This is a genomic window from Amycolatopsis palatopharyngis (assembly GCF_003385185.1).
GTDB lineage: Bacteria > Actinomycetota > Actinomycetes > Mycobacteriales > Pseudonocardiaceae > Amycolatopsis > Amycolatopsis palatopharyngis.
Genome location: NZ_PQHZ01000038.1, coordinates 25,052 through 49,539, shown reverse-complemented (window position 1 = coordinate 49,539; position 24,488 = coordinate 25,052). Strand labels below are relative to the sequence as shown.

The following is a 24,488-nucleotide window of genomic DNA, read 5'->3' as shown; positions in this document are numbered from 1 at the left end:
TCAGGACGGTGAGACTAGTCTGCCTTGCCGGTGGGCGGCTGTGAACCGCCGCGAACAACGATTCCCCGGGTTCGTGCCGCGGCACGAACCCGGGGAAAGGCGTTCCTCCTGTTACTTTCCGACGTCGGAGCGGGCCGCGGCGTTCATGATGCGCCCCTTCTCCTGCTCGGAGATGATGCCGTCCGCCACGAGGGCGTCGGTGACCTGCCGTACGTGCTTGACGAACTTGCCGTGGTTGGCGTACTCGCCGTTCTCGTCGATCAGGTCGTTGATGGTGCAGCCATCACCGGTGTCGACATTGGCCACTGTGCTGTCGTTGTTACCGATGATCACCGTTTCCCGGACATCCGATCCGGGGCAGGCGTCCGAGTCCGATGCCACGACCGTGAAGGTCAGTGAACCGGTCTCGGAGACGTTGCCCGCGTTGTCCGTGGCCCGGTACAGCACCGTGTGCTCGCCGGGCTCGGTGAGCACGAGCGGGTCGCTGTACGGCGTGAACGAGCCACCGTCGAGGGAGTACCGCAGCGCGAACACGCCGGAACCGCTGTCGGATGCGGACAGAGTGACCGTTGCGGAGCCGACGTAGTTGCCTTCGGCGTCCTGGTCACCGGCGACCTCGCCGCTGAGCTGCGGCGGTGTCGTGTCGTCCGGGTCCTCGGCAACGACGGCGAACGACACCGAGCTGATCTCGGATGTGTTCCCCGCGTTGTCGGTGGCCCGGAAACTCACCGTGTGCTCGCCCGGCTCGCTGACGACGATCGGTTCCGTGTAGGGGCTGTAGGAACCGCCGTCGACGGCGAAGTGGACGGTGTCGACGCCGGAGTCGGCGTCGCTGGCGGTAATGGTGACGGTCGCGGAGCCGACGTAGTTGCCTTCGGCGTCCTGGTCGCCGCTGACCTCACCGCTGACCTCCGGGGCGGTGGTGTCGTCCGGGGCGGGCTCGGTGATGGTGAAGATGACCGAACCGGCCTCAGAGGTGTTGCCGGAGTTGTCGGTGGCACGGTACTGCAGGGTGTGCTCACCGGCGGTGTCCACTGTGACTGGTGCGGTGTACGCCTGGTAGGCGCCGCCGTCGAGTTGGTACTCGACGGTGTCGACGCCGGAGTCGGCGTCGGTGGCGGTGACGGTGACGGTCGCGGAGCCGACGTAGTTGCCTTCGGCGTCCTGGTCACCGGCGATCTCGGCGCTGACCTGCGGCGGGGTGGTGTCGTCCGGCGCGGGCTCGACGACCGTGAATGACACCGAACCAGCAGCGGAGACATTGCCCGCGTTGTCGGTCGCCCGGAAGCTCACGGTGTGCTCGCCGGCGGTGTCCACTGTGACCGGTGCGGTGTACGCCTGGTAGGCGCCGCCGTCGAGTTGGTACTCGACGGTGTCGACGCCGGAGTCGGCGTCGGTGGCGGTGACGGTGACGGTTGCGGAGCCGACGTAGTTGCCTTCGGCGTCCTGGTCACCGGCGATCTCGGCGCTGACCTGCGGCGGGGTCGTGTCGTCCGGCGCGGGCTCGACCACGGTGAACGACTCGGTGCCTACCGTGGAGACGTTGCCCGCGTTGTCGGTGGCGCGGAAGTTCACGGTGTGCTCACCGGCGGTGTTCACCTCGACCGGTGCGGTGTAGGGCGTGTAGGCGCCACCGTCGAGCTGGTACTCGGTGGAGGCGACGCCGGAGTCGGCGTCGGTGGCGGTGAGGGCGACGGTTGCGGAGCCGACGTAGTTGCCTTCGGCGTCCTGGTCACCGGTGACCTCGGCGCTTACCTGCGGCGGGGTGGTGTCGTCCGGGGCGGGCTCGACGATGGAGAACGGCACGGAGCCGGTCTCCGAGGCGTTGCCCGCGTTGTCCGTGGCCCGGAACTGGACCGCGTGGTCACCTGGCTCGTCCACTGTCACCGGCTCGGTGTAGGGCAGGAAGCCGGTGTCGTCGATCTCGTACTCGACCGAGGCGACTCCGGAGTCGGCGTCGGTGGCCGAGACAGCGATGGTCGCGGAGCCGATGTAGTTGCCTTCGGCGTCCTGGTCACCGGTGATCTCCGCGGAAACCTGCGGCGGGGTGATGTCCTCGCCGCCTCCGCCTTCGGTCACCACGAACTCGCCGACCATCTCGCCGTGCCCGGGAATCGCGCAGAAGTAGCGGTACTTGCCGGGCGTCAGGTTCACCTGGGCCTGGTGCTTGCCCCCGTTGGAGTCGTAGGGGCTGGCGACGATGTTGAGGTCGACGTCGTGGTTGTAACCCGGGGTCGAGGTGTCGAACGTCAGCGTGTGTGACATCCCGAAGGTGTTACCGGTGGCCGTGCTGTTCTCGAAGACGATCGTGGCGGCACCGGCCGTCGCCTCGGTCGGTGCGGTGTTGTAATCGGTCATGCTGTCGCCCGCGGTCCAGGTGAGCACCTGGTCGGCGGCCGCGGTCTGGGACACATCCTGAGCCTGCTCGGCCGCGGATGTCGGGACGAGCCACAGCGCCATCAGTGTCGATGCCAGCATGGCCAGCGACACCCGGCGGACGGGCACTCGGCGGTGCCCTGGCGTCGCGCCTCTCGGTAGAGCGGAAAGTAATCGACGGAACATGGGATTGCTGCACCTCTCGTGATTCCGGGCGCTCACTGAGCATCCCGATGTGCTGAGGCCGGGTCGGTGCGGCCGCCTACGCAGACCGCACCGACCCGGTTGTCCTGGTTACAGCTCCTGCACCCGAATGTTGCGGAACTCGATCTGGTCGTTGTCGCCGTGGTTCTGCAACCCGACGAAACCGCTGCTGAACTGACGCAGGTCGGTCGGTGGGTCACTGGGGCGCGACGACTGCTTGCCAGGTGTGTTGTCGAATTCGTTGATCACCACGCCGTTGCGGATGATCGTGTAGTGCTGTCCGACAACACGGATCTCGTAGTTGTTCCACTGGCCCTTCGGCGTCACGCCGGCCTTGTCCAGACCCACCGGGTCGAAGTTGTAGATCGAACCGGTCTTCTGGGGCTCTCCTGATTCCCCGTCGTAGATCTGAACCTCCTGGCCGCAGTAGATCGCGACCCAGGCCGCCGAGTTGGCAGCAGCTCCCTGCTTCCCGCATTCGGGACGCTCGTCCAGCGGAGTGTTCGGGTTCGGGAACCTGGTGAACACACCACTGTTCGCCCGGTGGCCTTCGGCCGCGATGTCCTTGAACTGGAGCTTCAGCGAGAAGTCACCGAACTCCTTTGCCGAGTACCACAGCATTCCGAGACCACCACGCGCACGCAGGGATCCGTCCGGCCGCAGCTCGAAGTGACCGCCAGGAGCCTGAGTCCACCCCTCGAGGGACTCGCGGGTCCCGTTGAAGATGGGCTCGTATCCGGTGCTGCCCTTCTTGCCGACGTCGGACTTGGCCGCCGCGCTGGACAGCTTGCCCTTCTCCTTGCCGGAGATGACCCCGTCCTTCTTCAACTGGTTGACCACCGCGTTGGCGTGGTCGACGAACGCTCCGTGCGACTCCCAGACGCCCTCGTCGTCGATCAGATCGTTGATCGTGCAGCTGTCGCCGACCTTGTGGTTGGTCACACCGGTGTCGGTGTCACCGATCCACACTGTGCCCCGGTTGTCCGGAACGGCACATTCGATGGCGACCTCGACCTCGGTCGTCGCCGTCTCGCCGTCGGCGTAGGTCACCGTCAGCGTCGCGGTGTAGTTGTCGACCTTGGCGTAGGTGTGCCTCGGGTTGGCCTCGGTGGACGTGTTGCCGTCACCGAAGTCCCACTTGTACGAGACGCCACCGGACTTTTCCCCGGTGAAGGCGACTGTCAGCGGCCGGTTGTGCAGGGAGGTCGCCGTCGCGGTCGGTGCCGGGGTGGCCGCACCACCCTTGTAGCTGATCTTGATCAGCTTCTGGTTGGGGTGCAGGCTGAAGAAACCGCCCGCGTAGTCGACCATGTAGAGCGCACCGTCCGGACCGAACTTGGCGTCCATCCAGGCCTGGAGCTCGTTGTCACCACCGCCACCGCGGATGATGTGGCGCAGCGACTCGGCGGCGACCGGGGGAGCGGCTTCGTCCACTGTGTCCGGGTCGACCGTCAGTGCGACCCGGTTGTTCGGGTTGCAGTTGTCGCCCATGAACCACTTGTTGTCCCAATGTGCCGGCCACGCGACCCCGCTCTTGGTGTCCACTTCGGAGCGGTGGTACGTGGGACCGTCCATGATCGCCTGGCAGCCACCCTTGAGGTACGGCTGGGTGTAGGTGGCGTCCTCGTCGTTGTAGGTGGGGATGCCGCTGCCGTCGTCGCGGGTCGGGAAGACCGGCCCGCCACCACTCGGCGAGTACCAGATCATGTTGTCCCGGACGGGCGGGATGTCCACCAGGCCGGTGTTGGCCGGCGAGGTGTTCTTCGGGTTGTCGCAGTCGTACCAGCCGGTCAGGACGCTGGCGTCGGTGTCGCTGCGATCGCGGTAGGGCTGCTTGTTGCCCATGCAGAAGGGCCAGCCCTGGTTACCCGCGGAGGTGATGATGGTCGCGGTCTCGTACTTCGCCGGTCCGAGTTCCGGACTCGGCTTGCCCGCGTCCGGGCCGACCCAGGCGGCGGTCAGCCAGTCGTTCTTCTTGTCGTAGGCCAGCCGCGAGATGTTGCGCACGCCCATCACGTAGATCTCGGGGCGAGTCTTGTCACCCGGGTCATCGGCCTCGGGGAACAGGTTGCCCTCGGGGATGGTGTAGGTGCCGTCGTCCTCGGGGTGGATCCGCAGGATCTTCCCGTTGAGGTGGTTGGTGTTGCCGGAGGTACGACGCGCATCCCGGAACGAGATGCCGTTGAACTTGTCGGTCCAGTTGTTACCGGAGTAGCCGTTCGAGCCCTGTGACGAGTTGTTGTCACCGGAACCGATGTAGAGGTTGCCGTCGTTGTCGAAGGCCATTCCGCCACCCGCGTGACAGCAGCTGTGGATCTGGGTGTCCCAGTGCAGCAGGTCCTTGCGAGTGTTCTGGTCGATCGTCTCCGTCTCGTGGTCATAGGTGAACCGCGAAACCGTCCGCTGACCGATCCGGTTCTCCCGGTCGATCGAGTCGTGCGGCATCCAGAAAACGTAGAACCAGCCGTTGTCCTGGAAGTCGGGGTCCAGGGTCATGCCGACGAGGCCTTCCTCGTTCTTGACGAGTTCGCTGCCGCTGCCCCTGTTACCCATGACCTCGAGCGTCGTGAGGAGCTTGACGTCCTCTGTGGCCGGGTTCCACTGGTGGATGGTGCCGCAGCCGAGGCCGACGTCCGGGTTCTCCCACTCCTTGATCGGGCCGGACGGGCAGGCCGCCTTGCCGATGTAGAAGACCGTGCCGTCCGGGGCGATCGTCAGTCCGTGCGGCTCACCGATCTGGTCGAGCTGACCGGGCTGGTTCTCCGCGGTCAGCCGCTCGATCTCGTAGTTCGAGCCGATGGTCGCCTGGCAGTCGCCACGGACCATGCCGGTGGTCCACTTGAGTGCGCCGAGCAGGTGGCCGCGGAACGCGTCCTCGGCGTAGCTGCCCTCGGTGCCGCCCATTCCGGTGTAGAACGAACGCCCGCCGTCGTAGTCACGACACCAGGAGATCGGATGGAACGGGCCGTTCGCGCCCTCACCCGGCTCGTACGTCTTCTCCTGGACCTGGGCGACAGTGTGCACCTCGCCGATGGGGTTCGGCGACCAGTTGGTCCACTTGTCCGACCGCGTCCAGTCGAGGGGCAGGCCCTCGTTGGCCGGGTGCTGCCGGTCGACGACGTTGACCGTCGCTTCCTGCACTGTCGGTTCCGGCGGCGGTTCCGTCGCCTCGCCGGTGAACAGCTGCAGCTCGGACAGCTGGGTCAGGCCAGCGCCGGCGTTCGCGGTGATGTCCAGCCGGTAGTACTGGTAGGACTCAGTGTTGTCGAACCGGTACTCCTTGGTCTGGAACCGGTTGGGGAAGTCCTCCCCGGCCCTGGTGTCCAGGTCCGTCCAGTTCTGCCCGTCCTGGGAGCCCTGCAGGGTCCAGTCCTTCGGGTCCCTGGCGTCGGCGTCGTTCGCCGAGGCCAGTGCATAGTGGACGATGACCGCGGGCTCGGCGAGCTTGAAGGTGATCGTGGCGGTCGGGTCGAACGCCAGCCACTTGGTGGCGGTGTCATCGTCGATGAGGTTCGCCGCGATCTCGTTCGGCGGGTTCTCTCCGGTCGCCGTGACCTCCGCGACGTCCTCCGGGTCGGGAAGGGCACCAACCGGGCGGGTGCCGATCAGGCCGGTGAACCACTCGGAGCGTTCCTGTGCGCGCGCGGCGTCACGAACACCGAGGAATCCGCCGCCGTCCTCGATGTATCCCTCGAGTGCGTCCTCCTGGCCCGTGGTGAGTTCGGTGCCCTTGGCGGAAAGGAAGACCACTCCGCGGTACTTGTCCAGGTTCTTGTCGGAGAAGACGGCGGGATCCGTGGACTCCTCGACGGTGAATCCGTTCGCCGCCCCCAGTTCTTCGATGGCGTCCGTCGCCTTGACGACCGGATCGTTCTGCTCGGCCGCCGGGCCGTGGAACACCAGCACGTTCACGTCGCCCGCCGCGTTCTTGCCCGCTTCGGGCGCGTTCGCGGTTGCCTGGCTTCCGGAATTCCCGGGCTGTTCGGGCTTTGCCGGCGCCCCCAGCGCGGGCATGGAAGAGAGTCCGAGCGCCAGGGTGGCGCTCGTGACCAGAATCGTCGCGCGACGCAGTGATCTCGGTCGTGCGCGACCGTTGTGAGGTAATGTCAATCGGCTTCTTCGGCCCATCCCTACTCCTTCACTCGTGTTTCAACCCGGTTGGCTGGGGCAGCCCCGCGCACCCGGGTGCTAGTGGCCCTGCGGGTGGTCTCCGTTGTGCTCGTGGCCGTAATAGCGATCGAGGGCGGCCTGTGCGCCGTCGGGAAGGCTGCCGTCCGCGTTGCGGACGAGGAAGATTCCGGCCATGCCACCGTCGGAGTGGAACTGGACGTGGCAGTGATACATCCACACGCCGGGTCCGACTCCCTCGCCCGCGATCACCTGGAAGCCGAAGGAGTCGCCGGGGTTGAGATCCCTGTTGTCGACGACCTGACTCGGATCGTTCGGGCCTTCCAGCATGCCGGTGCGGTTGTTCGCCCAGCGGTGTGCGTGCAGGTGGAACGTGTGGAAGGTGTTGCCGTGGCCGATGGCGATGAACTCGACCCGCTCGCCGAGCCGGGCTTCCAGCATCGGTACGTGCGGAGCGACCTTGTTGTTGATCGTCATGTCGTTGAAGACGACCGTGTGCTGACGCTCGGGCAGAATGTCGCCCCTGCGTCGCACGATCAGCGCGCCGTACAGTCCCTTGCGCAGACCGTCGGTGCCGTGGCCGCCACCCATCGCGTGGTCGTGGTAATGCCAATAGCCGGCACTACCCGGCATCCACATGTTTCCCTTGGCCTTGAACGGTGCCCTGGTGCGCCAGACGTAAGTGCGTGTCTCGCCCGGTTCGTTGAAGGAGTCGTTGAGCGGGCTGCCGTCGGAATCGACGCTGTAGTCCACACCGTGCGGGTGGATCGACAGTCTCTGGTCGGTGTTGTTGACCAGATCGATCTCCAGCGTGTCGCCCTCCCAGATCTCCAGAACCGGTCCGGGCACGGTGGCTTTGCCGGGGGAAAGCCCGTAACCGACCAGGCCGTCCGGCAGTGCCTCGGCATACATGGTGATGCGCCGCGTTTCGCCGTTCTGGACGTTGCCCTTGCCGTTTCCCTGGGCGAACGCGGCAGAGCCGCCGAGCGTGGCGACAGCGACAGGCGCTGCGACACCGGCCGCGGCACCGGCCAGCATTGACCGGCGGGACAACCTTCGTCCGGTGATTCCGATCTGGGCGCGTGGGTCAGTCATGGGTCTCCATTCGGTGTCCCCGGGCACCGGTGCCGGGGAAACGAGGCCGTTTCCGGGCCGAGCGAGCCGTCCTTCCGGTCAGCGCGTCGAGGAAAGGTGTGGACCAGTCCGGAGCGGGCGGGCCCGGCCGGGCCACTCAGCCTGGTTCGGGTGAAAAAACCACCTGCGCGTCGCCGTCAGGACCAGTTGGTCGCTGTCCGGCAGTGGTGACGTTCGCCTCATGTCTCGCCTCCCGCGCCGCGGTTTTCGCCGGGGACGTTAATCACTTTTGGCTCACACGTAAATAACTTCGGTCAAGATAATCCGACTTCTGACGTGTCAAGACAGAAGCGGATACGCCAAAAGGAGTAAGGCGATAGGCCATTCGGCAGAATTCGTGCCCGAGTTCGTGTGGGGATGACAATCCGCGTTCCCGGCACGCGGCCAGTGTCCGTCATCGAACCCGCGGAACGGCCTTCGGTGAGGAGTGTGGCCGGGCTCAACGTCCGCAGGTGGAACACGCGAATGGCGGTTGACAGCGCATCCGCTCTGTGCCTCGTGGATTGGTGGTAATTCTTCTTACCGCTAGCGAGTAATCATTTCGCGCACCGCGGTTTTCCTGAAAACAGACAGGGGCCAAACCGGGTTTGTCGGACAAAAAAATGGGCTTCCCGGCGGTCGGCCGGGAAGCCCATTCATGGAGAACTGTGTTCAGCGCAGTCGCTCGGGAATCGTGTCGAGTGCGTGCAGCATGTGCACGGCGAGTTCGCTCGCCGCCTTGTCGTCGAGCGTCGAATTGTTGCGTACGACGTCCTGGATGAGCTTCACCCGCTGCTCGTAGCGGGGGGTGAACGTGGCGGTTGAGCTGGTGGCGGTGGTGTCCGCTGTCATGTCAGGTCCATTTCCGGTGACTGTCGTTGCTCGAGGGGTGGATGTGGGTGCTCCGCCGACCGGTTCTGGAAGGTCAGGATGGCGGGGTTCTGGACGGCGCCGTCGCGGATCTCGATGGCTCGCCGAATGGTTGCGACCGAGTCCCAGGTCGTGGGCCCGGCGAGGACCGCACCCAGATACGGAAGCAGGGCTTCGCTGATCTCCCAGGTGGCTGAGTTCCACAGGTAGGACGGGCTGTGGTCCACGGCGTAGTAGGTGACGTCGTTGCCCACCAGGAATGCGGGTTCGGTGAACGTGGTCGGCCTGGCCCAGCTGAACCCCATGCCCTCGTCGCAGGAAACGTCGACGATCAGGCTGCCGGGAGTGAAGTGCGCGAGGTCCTCCTCGACGAGGAACGTCAGCGGGGCGTCGGTGTCCTGTAGTACGCAGTTGACCACGATGTCGTGCTCGGCGAGGAAGCCTGCCAGTGGCACTTTGCCGGTATCGCAGAGCGCGTAGCTGCGACGTGGGTCACCAGGATGGTCCGCATCGTGATCGACATGCACGATCCGGGCGGAGTGGATCGGTGAGCTGACCGCGGTGACCCCTCGGTGGGTGAGGACGTCGACGTCGTGGATGCCGTGTGCGGCGAGTGCGGTGACCGCGCCTCGAGCGGTGGCGCCGAAGCCGATGACCGCGGCGCGCAGCCTGCGGCCGTAGGTGCCGGTGGAACCGATCGTCTGCAGGGCGTGCAGTACCGAACTGTAGCCGGCGAGCTCATTGTTCTTGTGAAAGACGTGCAGGTTGAAGGAGCCGTCGGCGTGCCAGTGGTTCATCGCCTCGAAGGCGATGAGGGTGAGGTTCCGGTCGATGGCCAGCTGGGTGAGCTTCTCGTCCTGTACGCAGTGCGGCCAGCCCCAGAGGACCTGTCCCGTCCGCAACTCGGCGAGGTCGTCCGCCTCGGGTTTTGCCAGCAACACGACGTCGCAGTCGGCGATGAGTCGCTCCCGGGAGCGCATCCCACCCACCACGGAGGCGAGCTGTTCGTCGGAGACTCCGAAACGTTCCCCGTAGCCGTACTCGAGGAAGATGCGCTCTCGGAGGCTCGCATCGATCCGCTCGAAATGGCGTGGATGGATCGGTGCCCTGCGCTCGTTCTCTTTCCGCGAGTGGGCGATGACTCCGAGACTGAGCTGGTGCACATGCACTCTTTCTGTTGCTGCCAGCACGTCGCCCGCGGCTATCGGGAGGACACGGTGGTCGGCGCGCTGGGCTTGAAGTCGTGACCGGGCCGCGAGCCTGAACGCTCGCGTGAGAAATGCCCTCGACATCACCCACCTTACGCCCTGACGAGGGCGAATGTTCACCGGCCGGTCGCCGGGACACGCGTAGGATGGGAGTTGCCAGGACCAACCGGGCACCGCACAGCCGGTGGCGGCCCTCGGAGGCATCAGCGCGGGGAACTCCGCGCACGCCCGATCAGAGAGGCGCACTGCCATCATCGACGACATCACCGTGTCTGAAACCAGGACTCGGTCCGGAAGTGAATTCGCGGAACTTTCCCGGGTGATCCGTAGCGCCGGACTGCTCGACAGGCGATACCGCTACTACGCCTGGAAGATCACCGGAAACCTCGTCGCGTTGGCTGGAGCGTGGGTCGCGTTCGCCTACATCGGCGACTCGTGGTGGCAACTGTTCGTGGCCGCGTTCCTGGCGATCGTCTTCGCCCAGCTGGCCTTCATCGGGCACGACGCCGGGCATAAGCAGATCTTTCGCACGCGCAAGCCGAACAATGTGATCGGAACCAGCCACGGCGGTCTGGTGGGAATGAGTTACGACTGGTGGATCAGCGGTCACAACAGACACCACGCTAACCCCAACCACGAGGAACACGATCCCGATCTCGACATTTCCGCGCTGGCTTTCACCCGTTCCCAGGCCGGGCTGAAGACCGGATTCCTGCGCTGGATGGCCAAGCACCAGGCGCTGTTGTTCTTCCCGCTGCTCACGCTCGAGGGGTGGAACCTCCACGTGTCGGGTGTGCGCGCCTTGCTACGCAGGGAGGTCAAGTCCGCCAAGCTGGAAACAGCCTTGCTGGTGGGACATTTCGTGGTGTATCTCGCAGCGGTGTTCCTGGTGCTCTCACCCGGTATCGCGGTCGTGTTCATTCTGGTGCACCAAGGTCTCTGGGGCGTTTACATGGGTTCCTCCTTCGCTCCGAACCACAAGGGAATGCCCACGATGACCGGGAAAGACTCCGTCGGCTTCCTGCGAAAGCAGGTTCTGACCTCCCGTAACGTCCGGGGCGGACGCGTGGTCGACTTCGTACTCGGTGGGCTCAACTACCAGATCGAACATCACCTCTTCCCCAATATGCCGCGTCCGAATCTGCGCCATGCGCAGCCCATCGTGCGTCAGTTCTGCGCCGAGCGCGGAATTCCGTACCAGCAATCCGGATTGTTCCGCTCGTATGCCGATGTGCTGCGTCACCTGCATGAACTCGGCGCGCCCCTTCGCGCCGCCGGCAGGACGGCTGCGTAGGCGACGTCCGTCCCGGCCCGCGAGTCAGGCGTTCGCGATGTCTTCGAGCGCCCGGCGCACCGTTGGCCGGACTCGGAACTGATTTCCCAGCCCGGCGAGCCGCAACGGGCGAAGCACCGCGCGGTTGTCGCACGCCAGGAGCAGCGGGATGCCGGACTCCCGGGTACGCGTGGCGACATCGAGCAGAACGGACAGGCCGGAGCACGCGCAGAAGGTGACGGCGGTGAGATCGAGAACCAGCGCCTCTGGCGCGGAATCGAGTACCTGATCGACGGCGGCACGCAGGAGATCGTGGGTGATCAGGTCCACCTCGCCGTGTACCTGGACCATGATCACATCGCCTTCGCGGCGAACCTGGACGGGCAACAGTCGACGATTGTCCGGGTGCCAATGGAACGTCTGCCTGGCAGGCGTCTCGGTGTTGGGTACCATCCGTCCTCCGTCGCACGCTGATGCCGTGGGGTAGCCGCGATGCCCGGACTTCGTCGACAGCCCGAAGCGGAACCGGTATCCCCTGGCGGCGGGGCCTCACCGAACGCTTTTTGGACGGTAGTCCCAGTTGGGATGACGGAACAATCCCTCAACTGGGTAACTCAGTAATCCTAAGTAGACTGTACGTGCGGTCACTCATGTCGGTCCGGTATGGAATCGGGTACGGGGCGTCGCGCGGATCGGAATACCGCAGCGGATCCGAGTGGCGGTATTGATCGCCTCCGCGGAGCCCTCATGACCTCGGATCACCCTCGGAGAGTAGCGCCCGGTGCAGCACCTGGAGTTCGTCGCAAGGCTCCACCCCGAGGTCCTCGTTGAGTCGCTCTCGCAGCTGCCGGTAGGACGCCATGGCGTCCGAACGTCGCCCGCTGTGCGCGAGTACCCGCAGAAGCTGGCCGTGCATCCGTTCGTCCAACGGGTTCGCCGCGACCAGCGAACGTAGCTCTCCGACGAGTTCGCGATGCAGGCCGCCGTTGATGTCGGCCTCGATCCGCAGGTAGTGCGCATTGCGGCGTTGCTCGAGCAGTTCGACACCGTAGGCCGAGAGCACCGGCCCGCACTGCACGTTCGCCACGGGTGGGCCCGACCACAGGTCAAGCGCGGACCTGAAGCAGTTCGCCGCCCGAGCGTGCTCGCCTCGATCGAGTAGCTCTCGCCCCTGCCGGTGCAGGCGCTGGAAGGTGAACACGTCGACCTGTGCCGGGTCGATCCGGAGAACGTATCCGGGCGCTCGTGTCACGAGCATGGATTCCGCGTCGGCGGCGAGCCCGTTCTGTTCGATGAAGCGACGTAGGTGGTACACGTAGGTGTGCACGGTGGTCCGGACGCTGCGCGGTGGCCCGTCCTCCCAGAGTTCATTGATGATGGAGTCGATGTGCACGATTTTTCCGGGACGTGCGATCAACATGGCGAGCAGTTGCAGGATCTTTGGTGTTGTCGGCGCGTAGTCGATGCCGTTCTTCAGAACTTCGACAGGTCCGAGAATGCTGAAGCTGACCACATGTTCGGGTGGTTTCGGCGCTGCGCGGGAACTGGTGTCGTCGAGACCGCCGGGAAGACCCCAAGAGTTGGTCGAAGCGTCTCCCGATGTGATTCGCATGATGCTCCCCAGTGCTGTCGAGCGGACAAGGTGCCTGGTCGCGGTCGTCTGCTTTCGACAGTGTCAGAGTGGTCGCGGTGCGGCTAGTGAGCTCTCCATCAGAGGCCGGGTGCGTTTCGCCTGGCGGCACGTGAAATATGCACGCGGGTTTCGTGAGCTGATCACTGGCCGTCAAGCGGAGTGAGCAGCAGAATTCGGAAGAGTTGGTGTGGCAGCTCGCACGGACAGGAGCCTGTATGAACGAGCGCTGGGCAGGTTTCCACAGTGCGCCGAGATCGAGAAGTTCCAGCAGGTGCCTGGAATTCAAACGGCACCTGCGGGCGGAGATCGACGAGCAGGAGGGCGCCTACCTCTTCTCCGAAGATGGCGTGATAGCGATAAGAGGAAAGCAGGTCGCCGCGCTTGCCGCGCTACTCGACGGCACCCGCGACTTCACCGATCTGCTCCGCGACCGACCCGCTGGAATGGACGAGGAGCAGGTCACCGGCCTACTGGCCCAACTGGTCGAAGCCGGTCTCGTCACGTTTCGTGAGAACGGGGACGAAACGGGCAGCGATCACCGTGCGCTCGCCTACTGGGATGTGTGTGGCCTGGACGCGGAAGCGGCCACCAGGGGGAACCACGACCAGGTCGAACTGCTGCGAGTAGGGGACCACGTCGACGGCGCACAGGTGGCGGAGGCGATGCGGGCGGCCGGGCTCGAGGTCGTTCCCGGTGCTACCCGCTCAGGAACCGGTGGCGCGGACGTGAGCGTTGTGCTCTGCGACGACTACCTGGACCCGCGGCTCGGCGAGATCGATGCGGCGCACCGGGCCTGCGGCAGGCCATGGCTGCTCGCGAAACCCACAGGGGCGAAGATCTGGATCGGGCCCTTCCTGCGTCCGGGGGAGTCAGCGTGCTGGAACTGCCTGAGTTATCGCCTCTGGGGCAACCGGCAAGCGGAGGCCTGTGTTCAGGCAGCCCTCGGACACACCGGACCAGCCAGGTGGCCGGTACCCGCCGTGCCGCCGCTGACGTCCGCGGCCGCGCACCTGATAGCTCTCGAGACGAGCAAGTGGCTCGCGGGTCACCGGCACGCGCGACAGCACGGTGTATGGATCTTCGACTCGCTTGACCTGCAGGGGACGGTGCACGAACTGCGCAGGCGCCCACAGTGCCCGGCGTGTGGCGACCCCTCGACGGTGGCCGCTCGGACGCGGGAACCGGTGACACTGTCCATTGCCACGAAGGCCGGCCACGGCGGGGGAGGGTACCGGACACACACGCCGGACCAGGTGCTCGAGCGGTTCCGTCATCTGGTCAGCCCGGTCACCGGCGTCGTGCGGTCGATCGCCCCGGACCCGCGAAGCCCCAGCTTTGTCAACTCCTACCGCTCGGGGCCGAACATCGTCCGCGACCTCGGTGGGATGGCAGAACTACGGGCAAGCCTGCGCGGGGAGAACGGCGGAAAGGGCGTGACCCGGATTGACGCCGAGGTCGGCGCGCTGTGCGAGGCCGTCGAGCGTTACTCGGGCGGCTACCACGGCGATGAGCTGACAGTGTCCGGTTCCCTGAGGACGCTGGGTGCCGACGCCGTACACCCGAATGCCAGCATGCTGTACGCCGAGGAGCAGTATCGGACGCGCCGGACCTGGAACCAGGCACACGCGACCTACCAGTACGTCTGCGAGCCGTTCGACGAGAGCGCGGTGCTCGACTGGACGCCGCTGTGGTCACTGACCGAGCAACGGCAGCGGCTGTTGCCGACGGGGCTTCTCTACTTCGGTGCTCCCGATGCGGACGGGCGCGGCTGTGTACGCGCGGACTCCAACGGCAACGCGGCGGGCAGCAGTATCGAGGACGCGATCCTGCAAGGCCTGCTCGAGCTGATCGAACGCGATGCGGTCGCGTTGTGGTGGTACAACCGCACTCCGGTACCTGGGATCGACCTGGCCGCGTTCGGCGACCCCTGGCTCGAGGAGATGGTGAGCGAGTACGCGGGTGTGGGCCGCGAACTGTGGGCCCTCGACGTCACGACGGACCTCGATGTTCCCGTCATGGTCGCGATGTCCCGCTCTGTCACGGGAACGCGGGAGCGCATCATGTTCGGCTTCGGCGCGCATCTGGATCCGCTTTCCGCGCTGCGGCGCGCGGTGTGTGAGCTGAACCAGATGTTGCCCGCGGTACTCGACGACGACTGCGCCTTCGAGGATCCGGACGCGCGCGCCTGGCTTCGCGGCGCCACGGTCGCCAACCAGCCCTATTTACTCCCCGCGGATGGTGCGTCGCCGCGCACTCCGGCAAGTTTCCGATTCACTCACCGTGACGACGTGCGGGACGACGTGCGGGCACTCGTGCGCACGGTCGCGAACCACGGTATGGAAACGCTGGTGCTCGATCAGACACGCCCGGACATCGAGCTTCCCGTGGTCAAGGTCGTCGTTCCCGGACTCCGTTCGTTCTGGGCGCGGTTCGCTCCGGGCAGGCTCTTCGACGTGCCGGTGCGGCTCGGACGGCTCCGCGAGCCGACGCCCTATCAACGGCTCAATCCGATTCCCATGTTTCTGTGACAGCTGCCGGGTGGTGGCGAGGAGTGCGAGTTTGACCTGGATCTCGATGTCGCGGGCCCGCGAGCCACGCGACAGAATCAACGGCCTGCCGGTGTCCTTCTGCTCAGGAGGCATCGGATGATGGCCAAGGAACTCCCCGAGCAGGTGGCTGCGACGATACAGCTGTGCTCGCTCACCGAGGACACGCTGGTCGAGGTCGACGAGGACGGCTCGCTGGTGGTGATGACCAGGTTGGGCGAGTTCGAGTTCGAAGCCGACGAGATCAGTTCGGTCGTTCTCGAGTCGCTGCGGCGGATGGCACTGGGGCCGGTGAGCCTGAGTAACGTGATCCCGCTGCACGATCAGGCCGGCAACGGTGCGGTAGCGACCGACCTCGCGGCGTTGCAGCCTGTGCTGGACCGGCTCAGCGGCTCCGTGGTGCACTCCCTCGGGCTCAACGACGGACAGGCTCCACTGCTGTCGGTGATCCCGGTCGGGGTCGCCCCACCCTTCACCACACATCCCGTTCCGGCCGGACGTCAGGTCAGGCTTTCCCGGTTCACCGCCATGTGGCCCACGAACGGCGGGCTGATGATGGAGTCCTCGCTGACGAGCTTCGGGGTGCTGTTGAGCGGAACGACGGCGATCAGGGTCGCCTCCGCGCTGGCGGTGTCCACCTCGGTCAGTGCTGTCGCGGCGGACTCCGGGCTGGCCGCGCAACTGGTCACCGACATCGTGGCCTACCTGACGGCCGCGGGTGTGGTGCTGGTGAGCGACGCCAAGGCGCGGTACGCCGAAGACCACGACCCTGATCTGACGCACTGGACCCCGCACGAACTGCTCTTTCACCGGCGTAGCGGCACCCGGCTTGTCGGAACATCCGAATCGGCCGCCAGTCAGGGGGAGGACGGCGCACGATCAGTGACAAAGCCGGTGCCGTCCGGCAGCACCCACTGGCTGTACAAGCCGGATCTTGCCCGGGTCCGCGTGAGTGAACCATCCCTGACGAGTCTTCTCGAGACGGATCATCGGTGCCCCGCCTTCTCCGGTCAGGACATTCCGGCCGAACGCATCGGCGAACTCCTGTATCGCGGAGCGCGAGTCCGGTCCATCGGGCCAGCGCCGCTGTCGATCGTGGCCAACCGGGAGGCTTCGCAACGGCCCTACCTGAGCATCGCCGGACTGTATGAGCTGGAACTCTATCTGAGCGCGTACCGCTGCCCGGGAGTGCCGAAGGGGATCTATCACTACGACCCGCAGGGGCACGCGCTCACGTTGGTCAACGACGAGCCGGAGGATCTCCGGACCATGCTGGAGATGGCGATGATCGCTGGGGCAGGCCGGCGTGTGCCGTCGGCGGTGCTAAGCGTGACGGTCCGGATGGAACGTATCTCGTGGGCGTTGGGCGAAGCCGCCTATGCGACCGCGCTGCTGCACCTCGGTGCCCTGCAGCAGACGCTCTATCTCGCCGCGAAGTCGATGGGGCTCTCCGCGCATCCTGTTCCGGTCGATCCTCGCGACCGGGTCGACCAGATACTGCGGCTTCGGTCGCCGGCAGAGGTGAGCGTCGGGGAGTGCGTGATCGACCTGGCATGAGCTGCTGACGCGAGCTCACAGCCATTCAGAGTCGGTGGCGATGCGGATCGCGTCGACCCGGTTGCGCGCGTTGAGCTTCGTGACCACGGTCGCGAGGTAGTTGCGCACGGTCCCGGGCGACAGGAACAACTCGCTGGCGATGTCCGCCACGTCGCGTCCGCGGGACGCCAGCCGGAGGATCTCGATCTCCCGTGGTGTCAGCGGGCAGTCGTCGGTTTCCCAGGCCGACAGCGCCAACTCGCTGTCGATCACCCGGTGCCCCATCGACACCGAGCGCACCGCGTTCGCCAGCTTGTTCGACGGAGCGTCTTTGAGGAGGAACCCGTTGACCTTGGCGTCGAGCGCCCGTCGAACCGTTCCGGGCCTGCCCAGCGAGGTGAGGATCAGCGTGTGGCATTGAGGCATGAACTGGTACAGCTCGACTGCCGCGCTGAGACCGTCCTTGCCCGGTAGGTCGATGTCGATGATCGCCACATCCGGCTGAATCTTCCTGGCCGTGGACAGTATCTTGTCGCCGGCATCGACCTCCGCGACGACTTTGATATCCGTTTCGAGGTTGAGCAACGCGACCAGGGCGCCCCGGACCATGTGCATGTCCTCGGCCAGCAAGACACGGATCACAAAACCCCTCCCATCTCTTTAACTGTCAGTCTACGTTGAGTGCGCGGGTGGGTGAATGTCTCCGTGTCAAGATTCTTTCGATGGTTCGCTGTGGAAGCAGTCGAGTATGGCGTGAGCTGCGATTACTTCCGAGAATGTCACCGAAAGTTGTAGCGAACGTTGATAACCCGCTGTGCTGGCAGCTGCTTCTCGATACGACATTTGGCGTAGCGTCTTGCTGCGTCCTTCGTCAGGCCTTTGGCCCGCCGCAACCCCGGCCACCTTCCGCGACCTTCTCGTTGAATGCTGAATCGCTGGCTTTGGCGAAACATATCGATGTTCTCGACTATTCGTCGAGTGCCTCGATATGCCGACGACGTTCTCTCGAGCTGAAAATGGCCGCGCGAAATCCGAGTTCGACGAGGGCCGCTGAGTCATCGTCGGCCCTGTTCGCCTCCGCCGCGCTCGTGGCCCGCATCGACCGAAGGATGGATCTATGTCGACATTGCTCAGTGCCCTGCGCCGACGAGTGCTCGCACCGCCTATGTCCTCGGTGGGCTTCGCCGCGCGTGGCTTCCCGGTCAGCTCCTCGGATGTCACGGACCACCTTGAATCGGTGCCGCAGGCGGTCGTCTGCGGGTTCGAGTGGGGGATCGAGTCGCCCTCGCTATGGGAGGTCGAGCGCAGACTCGGCATGGTCGAGCCCGAGCACCGCGGATTCGCCTATGAAGGTGCGACCATGGCATTCACCATTCTCGACGTCCTGCCTGGCGGCCGGCGTGACCGCACCGCGGAGTTGTTGCTGGGGCCGGGAAACCCGCACATCTTTCTCGCCTACATCGGTATCGGTTTCGCGATGGCCCGCCTGCCGAGGCCGCTGTGGAAGAAGGTGCTGCCGGATCTGCCTGGGGAGACCTATCACCCCACGATGAGCTGGCTCGCCGTGGACGGGTACGGATTCGACAGGGCGTACTTCGACACCCGGAAGTGGGTAGCCGAGCAGTATGTGCCGAAACCCTACGCCTGGCAGGATGCTCCCGAGTACTTCCCGCGCGCCGTGGATCAGGGCATAGGCCGCGCATTGTGGTTCATCCACGGTGCGAGCGCCGCGGCTGTGGCCGCTGCGGTCAGCAGGTTTCCCGAGCATCGCAGGCCTGACCTGTGGAGCGGTGTCGGCCTCGCGGCGACGTTCGCGGGCGGCAGTGGCCGGGCGGGGATGTCCCGGCTGCGGGACGCGGCGGATTCGCACCGGGACGAGCTCGCGCTGGGAGCGGTGTTCGCGGTCAAGGCGCGCACCCACGCGTCCTTTGTGCCCGCGCACACGCGCGGTGCGGTGGAGGTGCTTGCCGGTCTGACCGTAGCCGAGGCGCGGCGGCTCGCCGACGACACCACCGTGCTGCCGGACGTGTCAGGGCCCGATCCCGCATACGAAATCTGGCGCCAACGGATCCGTGATCACCTGGGTTCGACCGGTGTGGCGTCGGCGGCCTGAAGAAATGCGCAATCAGCGAGAAAAGGCCGAGAACCGCGGGCGCAACCGGGAAGTAGACCGGCAGACTTCCGGCATGTGAGCCTTTCTCTGTCGAACTGAGTAGTCGGCACAGTTCTACCCGATAGGGGGAGAGTGAGTTGGGCAATGGCTGGCGCGCGCTACGGCGGCGCATTCTGACACCGGATGTATCGGAGACCACGCTCGCCAAGCGCGGTTTTCACAAGAAAAGCCCAGCCGCTCAGGAAATGCTGGAGAAAGTCGGCCGCACATTCCTCGACGGATATGGCGCCGCGGTTGAGGCGCGCTCGGAAGCGGCCGCGATGGATCTTCTGGACGCCATTCCGGAGCGATTTCGCGGTTTCGCGTTCGAGGGTGCCGGAATGGGCTGGGCGATACTCGACGGATTGCCCTTCGGTGGCAAGGGCAGGATCGAGAAGGGGCTCACCGGCCGCGGCGAGCGGCATCACTACATGATCTATGTGGGGATCGGCTGGGCGATGGCCCGCCTGCCGAGGTTCCGGTGGCCGGACGCCGAGGCGTACGACCCGTTGCTGCGCTGGCTCGTTCTCGACGGATACGGCTTTCACCAGGCCTACTTTCGCACCCGTCGCTATGTTGACGAGCAGTACCAGGACAGCCGGTTCCCGTGGCCGGGGGGCGGTGACACCGCCTACGCGAACCGTGCCATCGACCAAGGGATCGGCAGGGCGTCATGGTTCATCGGCGGGACCGACCCGCGGTTGGTCACCTCGATGATCGCCGCGTTCCCGGAATCCCGACGGCCGGACCTGTACGCGGGTGTCGGCCTGGCGGCCACCTACGCCGGTGGCGCTGATCCCGCGGAACTGCGGTTGCTGCTTGACCGGGCCGGGGAACACCGGCCGATGCTCGCACAGGGCGCCGCGTTCGCAGCGGAGGCGAGAATCCGGGCAGGCCTGCTCGGCGAGCACACTCGCGTCGCCGCCGAGATCCTCTGCGGTGTCGACGCGGAACACGCGGCACGAATCACTCAAGAAACCCGCGACGTGCATCCCGTAGACGGTGCTGTACCGGCGTTCGAGGCGTGGCGCAGGCGCATCGCAGCCGAGTTCGTGTCCATAGGAGGTGTTCAGCTATGACCGCGACCGTGCGCTGGCTGCGCAAACAGCTGGCCGGAATCGTGGCACTCGCGCTCGTCGCGGGCATGTTCATGGTCAGCAGGCTGCCCGAGACCTCGGCAGCGGAACAAGCCGAGCTGGCGAGTTCCTACCGATTCGAGCCGATGTCCATCGCGATGCCGAGTGGCTTCCCGCAGCAGGAGATCAGGGAGGTCAACCAGGACTACAAGCACATCGACGCCTGGATCTCCTCGGTCGGGGCCGGAATCGCGATGAATGACCTCGACGGTGACGGGCTCTCGAACGACCTGTGCATCACCGACCCGCGCATCGACCAGGTCGTGGTGACGCCCACTCCCGGAGCCGCCGGACAGCGGTACGCGCCGTTCGCGCTGAACACCGGCTCCCTGCCGGTGAACGACGTGATGGCCCCGATGGGGTGTGCGCCGGGAGACTTCAACGAGGACGGTCGCATCGACCTGCTGGTCTACTACTGGGGCCGCACACCGGTCCTGCATCTGGCCAAGCCGGCCGCGCCCAGGCTGGCCGCGGACTCCTACGTCGCGACGGAGCTGGTTCCAGGGAACACGGGACGAGTCTATGACGGTCCACAGTGGAACAGCAATGCGGTGGCGATCGACGACTTCGACGGCGACGGTCATGTCGATATCTACCTCGGAAACTACTTCCCGCATGGCCCCGTACTGGACCCTTCGGTCTCCGGTGGGGTCGCGATGAACGATTCACTCTCCAATGCCACCAACGGCGGCGAGGACTACTTCTTCCGCTGGACGGGAGCGACGACAGGGGACCGGCCCTCGGCCAGTTTCCAGCGCCTGGACGACGTGTTGCCCGCCGATCTGTCCAAGGGTTGGGTCCTCGGTGCGAGCGGCAACGACGTCGACGGTGACCAGTTGCCGGAGCTCTATCTGGCGCAGGACCATGGCAAGGACGCGTTGCTGCACAACCGTTCCACACCTGGTCGAATCAGCTTCGAGCCGGTGAACGGGACCGGAGCGCCGATGGTGCCCAAGTCCAAGCGGATCGGCGCTGACTCGTTCAAGGGTATGGCGGTGGACTGGGGTGACCTTGACCGCGATGGGATGTACGACCTTTTCGTCAGCAACATCACCACGCCGTTCGGTATCCAGGAGAGCAACTTCCAGTTCATGTCCACCGCGGAGAACACCTCGGACCTGCGGGCGAAGCTGCGCGAGGGCGAGGCGCCGTGGGTGGACCGCAGTACCGACGACGGCACGGCCTGGTCCGGCTGGGCCTGGGACGTCAAGATGGAGGATTTCGACAACAGCGGTCAGCTGGCCATCGCGCAGGCGAACGGTTTCGTCAAGGGCGAGGTCAACCGATGGCCGCAGTTGCAGGAACTGGCGACGTCCAATGACCTGGTCGTGGCCGACCCCGCCTGGTGGCCGCACGTCCGCCAGGGCGACGACATCGCGGGCAGCCAGCGTATGGCGTTCTTCGTCAAGCGGGACGACGGCGGGTATGTCGACCTTTCCGCGGAACTCGGGCTGGACGTTCCGGTCCCGACCAGGGGAATAGCCACCGGTGACGCCGACGGTGACGGCAGGATCGACCTCGCCGTCGCGCGGCAGTGGGACCAGCCCGTCTTCTACCGCAACGATGCGCCGTCGCCTGGCTCGTACCTCGGACTGAAACTGATCCACGACACTCCCGTGGCATCGGGCCCGTTGCCCGCATCCGGGTCACCGGTCGTGGGTGCGCAGGTATCGGTGCGGACCCCCGATGGCCGGACTCTCGTCGGCCATGTCGACGGTGGTGGCGGTCATTCCGGCAAGCGCAGCACCGAGGTGCATCTCGGTCTCGGCGAGAACGTCACCGGACCGCTCGAGGTAACCGTCAGCTGGCGGGACCGCACCGGCCATGTTCGTGAACAGCAACTGCGGCTTACCCCGGGCCGGCACACGCTCGCGCTCGGCACGCATGCGAAAGAGAGATGAGTCATGGCCGAGCGGAACATTGCCGGACCCCCGCGGCACGACCCGAAGGTGATCACCGCGCTGCGGCGGTTCGCCATCTCGATCACAGTGTTCAACATATTCGGCTACACCCTGCTCGGCTTCGAGCAGGCTTGGTTGTGGCCGTTCATCGCCCTCGCCACCGGATACACGGTGGAGATCGGGCTCGAGCTGATCGCGGCCCGCAACGAAGGTCGCGTCCCACGGTTCCTCGGTACCGGGTTCCGCGGATTCGCCGAGTTCCTCCTACCCGCGCACATCACCAGCCTCGCCGTCAACATGCTGACCTACCCGAACGATCAGGTACTGGTCATGATGTTCGGGATCGTCGTCGCAGTCGGTGCCAAATGGGTGTTGCGTGCGCCGGTCCGAGGGCGGCTACGGCACTACATGAATCCCTCGAACTTCGGCATCGCGATCATCCTGCTGGTGTTTCCGTGGGCGAGTATCGCACCGCCCTACCACTTCACCGAGAATGTGAGCGGCGTCGTCGACTGGATCATCCCGGCGGCCATCGTCATCGCGGGTACGCTGCTGAACGCGAAGCTGACCGGCCGGATGTGGCTGATCTTCGGATGGCTGAGTTTCTTCGCGCTGCAGTCGGTGATCCGAGGCTGGCTGCTGGACACGGCGATTCTCGGCGCGCTGGGTACCATGACCGGTGTCGCGTTCGTGTTGTTCACCAACTACATGATCACCGACCCCGGCACGTCGCCTTCGAAGCCCGGATCGCAGTTCGCGTTCGGGGCGGGCGTCGCCACCGTCTACGGCCTGTTCACCGGCGCGGGCATCGCCTACGGCCTGTTCTTCGCCACCGCGACCGTCTGCCTCGTCCGGGGCGGATTCCTGTGGGCTGCCCATTTCGTCGAAAAGTCGCGGAAGCGGTACGAGGCGGAGCAGCAGGCGCTCGCCACGACAACCACCCTGCGCGAGCCGGAGAGTACGTCGAAGCCTGAAGCGGGCACGGGAGCCGTGGCCGCATGACGGACGCGAGTTCGGCCCTCGCTACCCGGACCGTGCCCCCAGGGCCACCACGCCGGATGACGTTCGGCCTGCTGAAGAAGCTCTTCACCGATCGTCTCGCGCTCATGTCGACCGCTGCCGAGTACGGCGACGTCGTCCGGATCGCGATCGGTCCCAAAACGCTGTATCTGGTGAATCACCCGGACTACGCCAAACACGTCCTCGCCGACAACAGCGCCAACTACCACAAGGGAATCGGCCTGAAGGAAGCGCGGCGTGCGCTCGGCGACGGGCTGCTCACCAGCGACGGAGAACTCTGGCGTCAGCAGCGAAAGACCGTGCAACCGGTGTTCCAGAACAGCCGGCTGTCCCGGCAGGCCGGGATCGTCGCGTCCGAAGTGGACAGCTTGGTGAAGCGGCTGCGCACCCACGCCGGGCAGGGGCCGGTGGAGATCCTGCACGAGATGACGTCGCTGACCCTTGGGGTGCACGGCAAGACCCTGCTCGACGCGGAACTGGGTGACCACGAGTCACTCGGACATTCGTTCGAGGCCGTGCAGGACCAGGCGATGTTCGAGGCGGTCACACTCGGCATGGTGCCGAAGTGGCTACCACTGCCGAAACAACTCAGGTTCCGGGAGTCACGCGACGACCTGCGCAGGATCGCGAACGAACTGCTGGCCCTGCGAAAGGCGAATCCGGTCGAAGGTGGTGACGACCTCCTGTCCGCGCTGCTCTCCTCGGCGGGCGGGCAGGCAGATCCCGCGCTCGGAAGACAGCGGATACGCGACGAACTGATCACCCTGCTGCTGGCCGGGCACGAGACCACCGCGAGCACCCTTGGCTGGGCCTTTCAGCTGATCGACGAGCATCCGGAGGTCGCGGACCTGCTGCGCGCCGAAGCGATCGAGGTGCTTGGTGACCGGCTGCCGGTCGCCGAGGACCTGCACCGGCTCGAGTACACGGCGATGGTGGTGGCGGAGGTCATGCGGCTCTACCCACCGGTGTGGCTGCTTCCCAGGGTGGCGCAGAACGACGACGACGTCGGCGGCTTTCACATACCCGCGGGCGCGGATGTGGTCGTCGTTCCGTACACGCTGCACCGGCATCGGAGTTTCTGGGCCGAACCGGCGCGGTTCGACCCGGAAAGGTTCAGCCCGGAGCGCGCGAAGAGCAGGCCGCGGTACGCCTACATACCGTTCGGGGCTGGTCCGAGGTTCTGCATAGGCAGCGGTCTCGGCACGATGGAAGCCGTCTTCGCGGTGGCCCTGGTCGCCCGTGACCTGAGGCTGACCAAGTCGCCGGGGCACCGTGTGCTTCCCGAGGCGATGCTCTCCCTGCGTGTCCGGGGAGGACTGCCGATGACCGTGCACCCGCTGGACAGCCGGTGTGCAACCGAGAAGACGCATCCCAGAGCGGCCGCCTGATGCC

At 65.7% G+C, this 24,488-nt stretch carries 17 protein-coding genes; 8 read left to right on the top strand and 9 right to left on the bottom strand.

All coding sequences use genetic code 11. The annotated features are described in order from the left end of the window. Positions 1 to 111 precede the first annotated feature (111 nt). From D0C15_RS24550 to D0C15_RS24530, 5 genes are all read right to left on the bottom strand, one after another. The gene (locus tag D0C15_RS24550) at positions 112 to 2,478 is read right to left on the bottom strand and encodes an OmpL47-type beta-barrel domain-containing protein (protein ID WP_245976191.1); all 2,367 of its coding nucleotides are present in this window, start codon (positions 2,476 to 2,478) and stop codon (positions 112 to 114) included. A gap of 192 nt (positions 2,479 to 2,670) precedes the next feature. Continuing rightward, complete coding sequence (locus tag D0C15_RS24545; protein WP_116049833.1) at positions 2,671 to 6,708, bottom strand: ThuA domain-containing protein; 4,038 nt, start codon at positions 6,706 to 6,708, stop codon at positions 2,671 to 2,673. A 60-nt stretch (positions 6,709 to 6,768) separates the two neighbouring features. Further along, entirely contained in the window at positions 6,769 to 7,803 is a 1,035-nt protein-coding gene (locus tag D0C15_RS24540) for a multicopper oxidase domain-containing protein (RefSeq protein ID WP_170161363.1), read from the bottom strand. Between the two features lie 690 nt (positions 7,804 to 8,493). Beyond that, positions 8,494 to 8,673: a DUF6307 family protein gene (locus tag D0C15_RS24535; protein ID WP_116049829.1), complete on the bottom strand. Its 180-nt coding sequence runs from the start codon at positions 8,671 to 8,673 to the stop codon at positions 8,494 to 8,496. Beyond that, positions 8,670 to 9,854 (bottom strand): N(5)-(carboxyethyl)ornithine synthase, encoded by a 1,185-nt coding sequence (locus D0C15_RS24530; protein ID WP_116049827.1) that lies wholly within the window; start codon positions 9,852 to 9,854, stop codon positions 8,670 to 8,672. The genes D0C15_RS24535 and D0C15_RS24530 overlap by 4 nt, the downstream gene beginning before the upstream one ends. A gap of 367 nt (positions 9,855 to 10,221) precedes the next feature. On the opposite strand from D0C15_RS24530, the gene D0C15_RS24525 reads away from it, so the two are divergent. Then, complete coding sequence (locus D0C15_RS24525) at positions 10,222 to 11,193, top strand: fatty acid desaturase family protein (protein ID WP_425455420.1); 972 nt, start codon at positions 10,222 to 10,224, stop codon at positions 11,191 to 11,193. A gap of 24 nt (positions 11,194 to 11,217) precedes the next feature. On the opposite strand, the gene D0C15_RS24520 is transcribed toward D0C15_RS24525, so the two are convergent. Further along, positions 11,218 to 11,625 (bottom strand): STAS domain-containing protein, encoded by a 408-nt coding sequence (locus D0C15_RS24520; protein WP_116049825.1) that lies wholly within the window; start codon positions 11,623 to 11,625, stop codon positions 11,218 to 11,220. A gap of 292 nt (positions 11,626 to 11,917) precedes the next feature. Further along, a complete protein-coding gene (locus D0C15_RS24515; RefSeq protein ID WP_116049823.1) occupies positions 11,918 to 12,784 on the bottom strand; it encodes an AfsR/SARP family transcriptional regulator in 867 nt (288 codons plus the stop codon). Positions 12,785 to 13,020: 236 nt separating this feature from the next. Between D0C15_RS24515 and D0C15_RS24510 the strand changes: the two genes are divergently transcribed. Next, positions 13,021 to 15,333, top strand: coding sequence for a TOMM precursor leader peptide-binding protein (locus tag D0C15_RS24510; RefSeq protein WP_116049821.1), 2,313 nt, complete (start codon positions 13,021 to 13,023; stop codon positions 15,331 to 15,333). Between the two features lie 117 nt (positions 15,334 to 15,450). Further along, on the top strand, positions 15,451 to 16,908 hold the full coding sequence (locus D0C15_RS24505; protein WP_342768597.1) for a SagB/ThcOx family dehydrogenase: 1,458 nt from the start codon (positions 15,451 to 15,453) through the stop codon (positions 16,906 to 16,908). A gap of 15 nt (positions 16,909 to 16,923) precedes the next feature. Here D0C15_RS24505 and D0C15_RS24500 read toward each other — a convergent pair whose 3' ends face one another. Together D0C15_RS24500 and D0C15_RS35525 are read right to left on the bottom strand one after the other, a co-directional pair. Continuing rightward, positions 16,924 to 17,529, bottom strand: a complete 606-nt coding sequence (locus D0C15_RS24500; protein WP_116049819.1) for a response regulator transcription factor — start codon at positions 17,527 to 17,529, stop codon at positions 16,924 to 16,926. Between the two features lie 325 nt (positions 17,530 to 17,854). Further along, positions 17,855 to 17,986: a hypothetical protein gene (locus D0C15_RS35525; RefSeq protein ID WP_281270730.1), complete on the bottom strand. Its 132-nt coding sequence runs from the start codon at positions 17,984 to 17,986 to the stop codon at positions 17,855 to 17,857. Between the two features lie 18 nt (positions 17,987 to 18,004). Between D0C15_RS35525 and D0C15_RS24495 the strand changes: the two genes are divergently transcribed. From D0C15_RS24495 to D0C15_RS24475, 5 genes are all read left to right on the top strand, one after another. Then, positions 18,005 to 19,000, top strand: coding sequence for a DUF1702 family protein (locus tag D0C15_RS24495; RefSeq protein WP_116049817.1), 996 nt, complete (start codon positions 18,005 to 18,007; stop codon positions 18,998 to 19,000). A gap of 137 nt (positions 19,001 to 19,137) precedes the next feature. Continuing rightward, a complete protein-coding gene (locus D0C15_RS24490) occupies positions 19,138 to 20,118 on the top strand; it encodes a DUF1702 family protein (RefSeq protein ID WP_116049815.1) in 981 nt (326 codons plus the stop codon). Continuing rightward, positions 20,115 to 22,076, top strand: coding sequence for an FG-GAP repeat domain-containing protein (locus tag D0C15_RS24485; protein WP_116049813.1), 1,962 nt, complete (start codon positions 20,115 to 20,117; stop codon positions 22,074 to 22,076). Before D0C15_RS24490 ends, D0C15_RS24485 begins: the two co-directional genes overlap by 4 nt. A 3-nt stretch (positions 22,077 to 22,079) precedes the next feature. Beyond that, positions 22,080 to 23,078: an enediyne biosynthesis protein gene (locus D0C15_RS24480; RefSeq protein WP_116049810.1), complete on the top strand. Its 999-nt coding sequence runs from the start codon at positions 22,080 to 22,082 to the stop codon at positions 23,076 to 23,078. Further along, entirely contained in the window at positions 23,075 to 24,484 is a 1,410-nt protein-coding gene (locus D0C15_RS24475; protein WP_116049808.1) for a cytochrome P450, read from the top strand. The genes D0C15_RS24480 and D0C15_RS24475 overlap by 4 nt, the downstream gene beginning before the upstream one ends. Positions 24,485 to 24,488 lie beyond the last annotated feature (4 nt).

What these genes read in the sequence shown, in the direction of transcription:
- D0C15_RS24550 (WP_245976191.1), bottom strand. Translation starts at nt 2,478, where the DNA reads ATGCTGGCATCGACACTGATGGCGCTGTGGCTCGTCCCGACATCCGCG.
- D0C15_RS24545 (WP_116049833.1), bottom strand. Translation starts at nt 6,708, where the DNA reads ATGGGCCGAAGAAGCCGATTGACATTACCTCACAACGGTCGCGCACGA.
- D0C15_RS24540 (WP_170161363.1), bottom strand. Translation starts at nt 7,803, where the DNA reads ATGACTGACCCACGCGCCCAGATCGGAATCACCGGACGAAGGTTGTCC.
- D0C15_RS24535 (WP_116049829.1), bottom strand. Translation starts at nt 8,673, where the DNA reads ATGACAGCGGACACCACCGCCACCAGCTCAACCGCCACGTTCACCCCC.
- D0C15_RS24520 (WP_116049825.1), bottom strand. Translation starts at nt 11,625, where the DNA reads ATGGTACCCAACACCGAGACGCCTGCCAGGCAGACGTTCCATTGGCAC.
- D0C15_RS24515 (WP_116049823.1), bottom strand. Translation starts at nt 12,784, where the DNA reads ATGCGAATCACATCGGGAGACGCTTCGACCAACTCTTGGGGTCTTCCC.
- D0C15_RS24510 (WP_116049821.1), top strand. Translation starts at nt 13,021, where the DNA reads ATGAACGAGCGCTGGGCAGGTTTCCACAGTGCGCCGAGATCGAGAAGT.
- D0C15_RS24505 (WP_342768597.1), top strand. Translation starts at nt 15,451, where the DNA reads ATGATGGCCAAGGAACTCCCCGAGCAGGTGGCTGCGACGATACAGCTG.
- D0C15_RS35525 (WP_281270730.1), bottom strand. Translation starts at nt 17,986, where the DNA reads ATGCGGGCCACGAGCGCGGCGGAGGCGAACAGGGCCGACGATGACTCA.
- D0C15_RS24495 (WP_116049817.1), top strand. Translation starts at nt 18,005, where the DNA reads ATGTCGACATTGCTCAGTGCCCTGCGCCGACGAGTGCTCGCACCGCCT.
- D0C15_RS24485 (WP_116049813.1), top strand. Translation starts at nt 20,115, where the DNA reads ATGACCGCGACCGTGCGCTGGCTGCGCAAACAGCTGGCCGGAATCGTG.
- D0C15_RS24480 (WP_116049810.1), top strand. Translation starts at nt 22,080, where the DNA reads ATGGCCGAGCGGAACATTGCCGGACCCCCGCGGCACGACCCGAAGGTG.
- D0C15_RS24475 (WP_116049808.1), top strand. Translation starts at nt 23,075, where the DNA reads ATGACGGACGCGAGTTCGGCCCTCGCTACCCGGACCGTGCCCCCAGGG.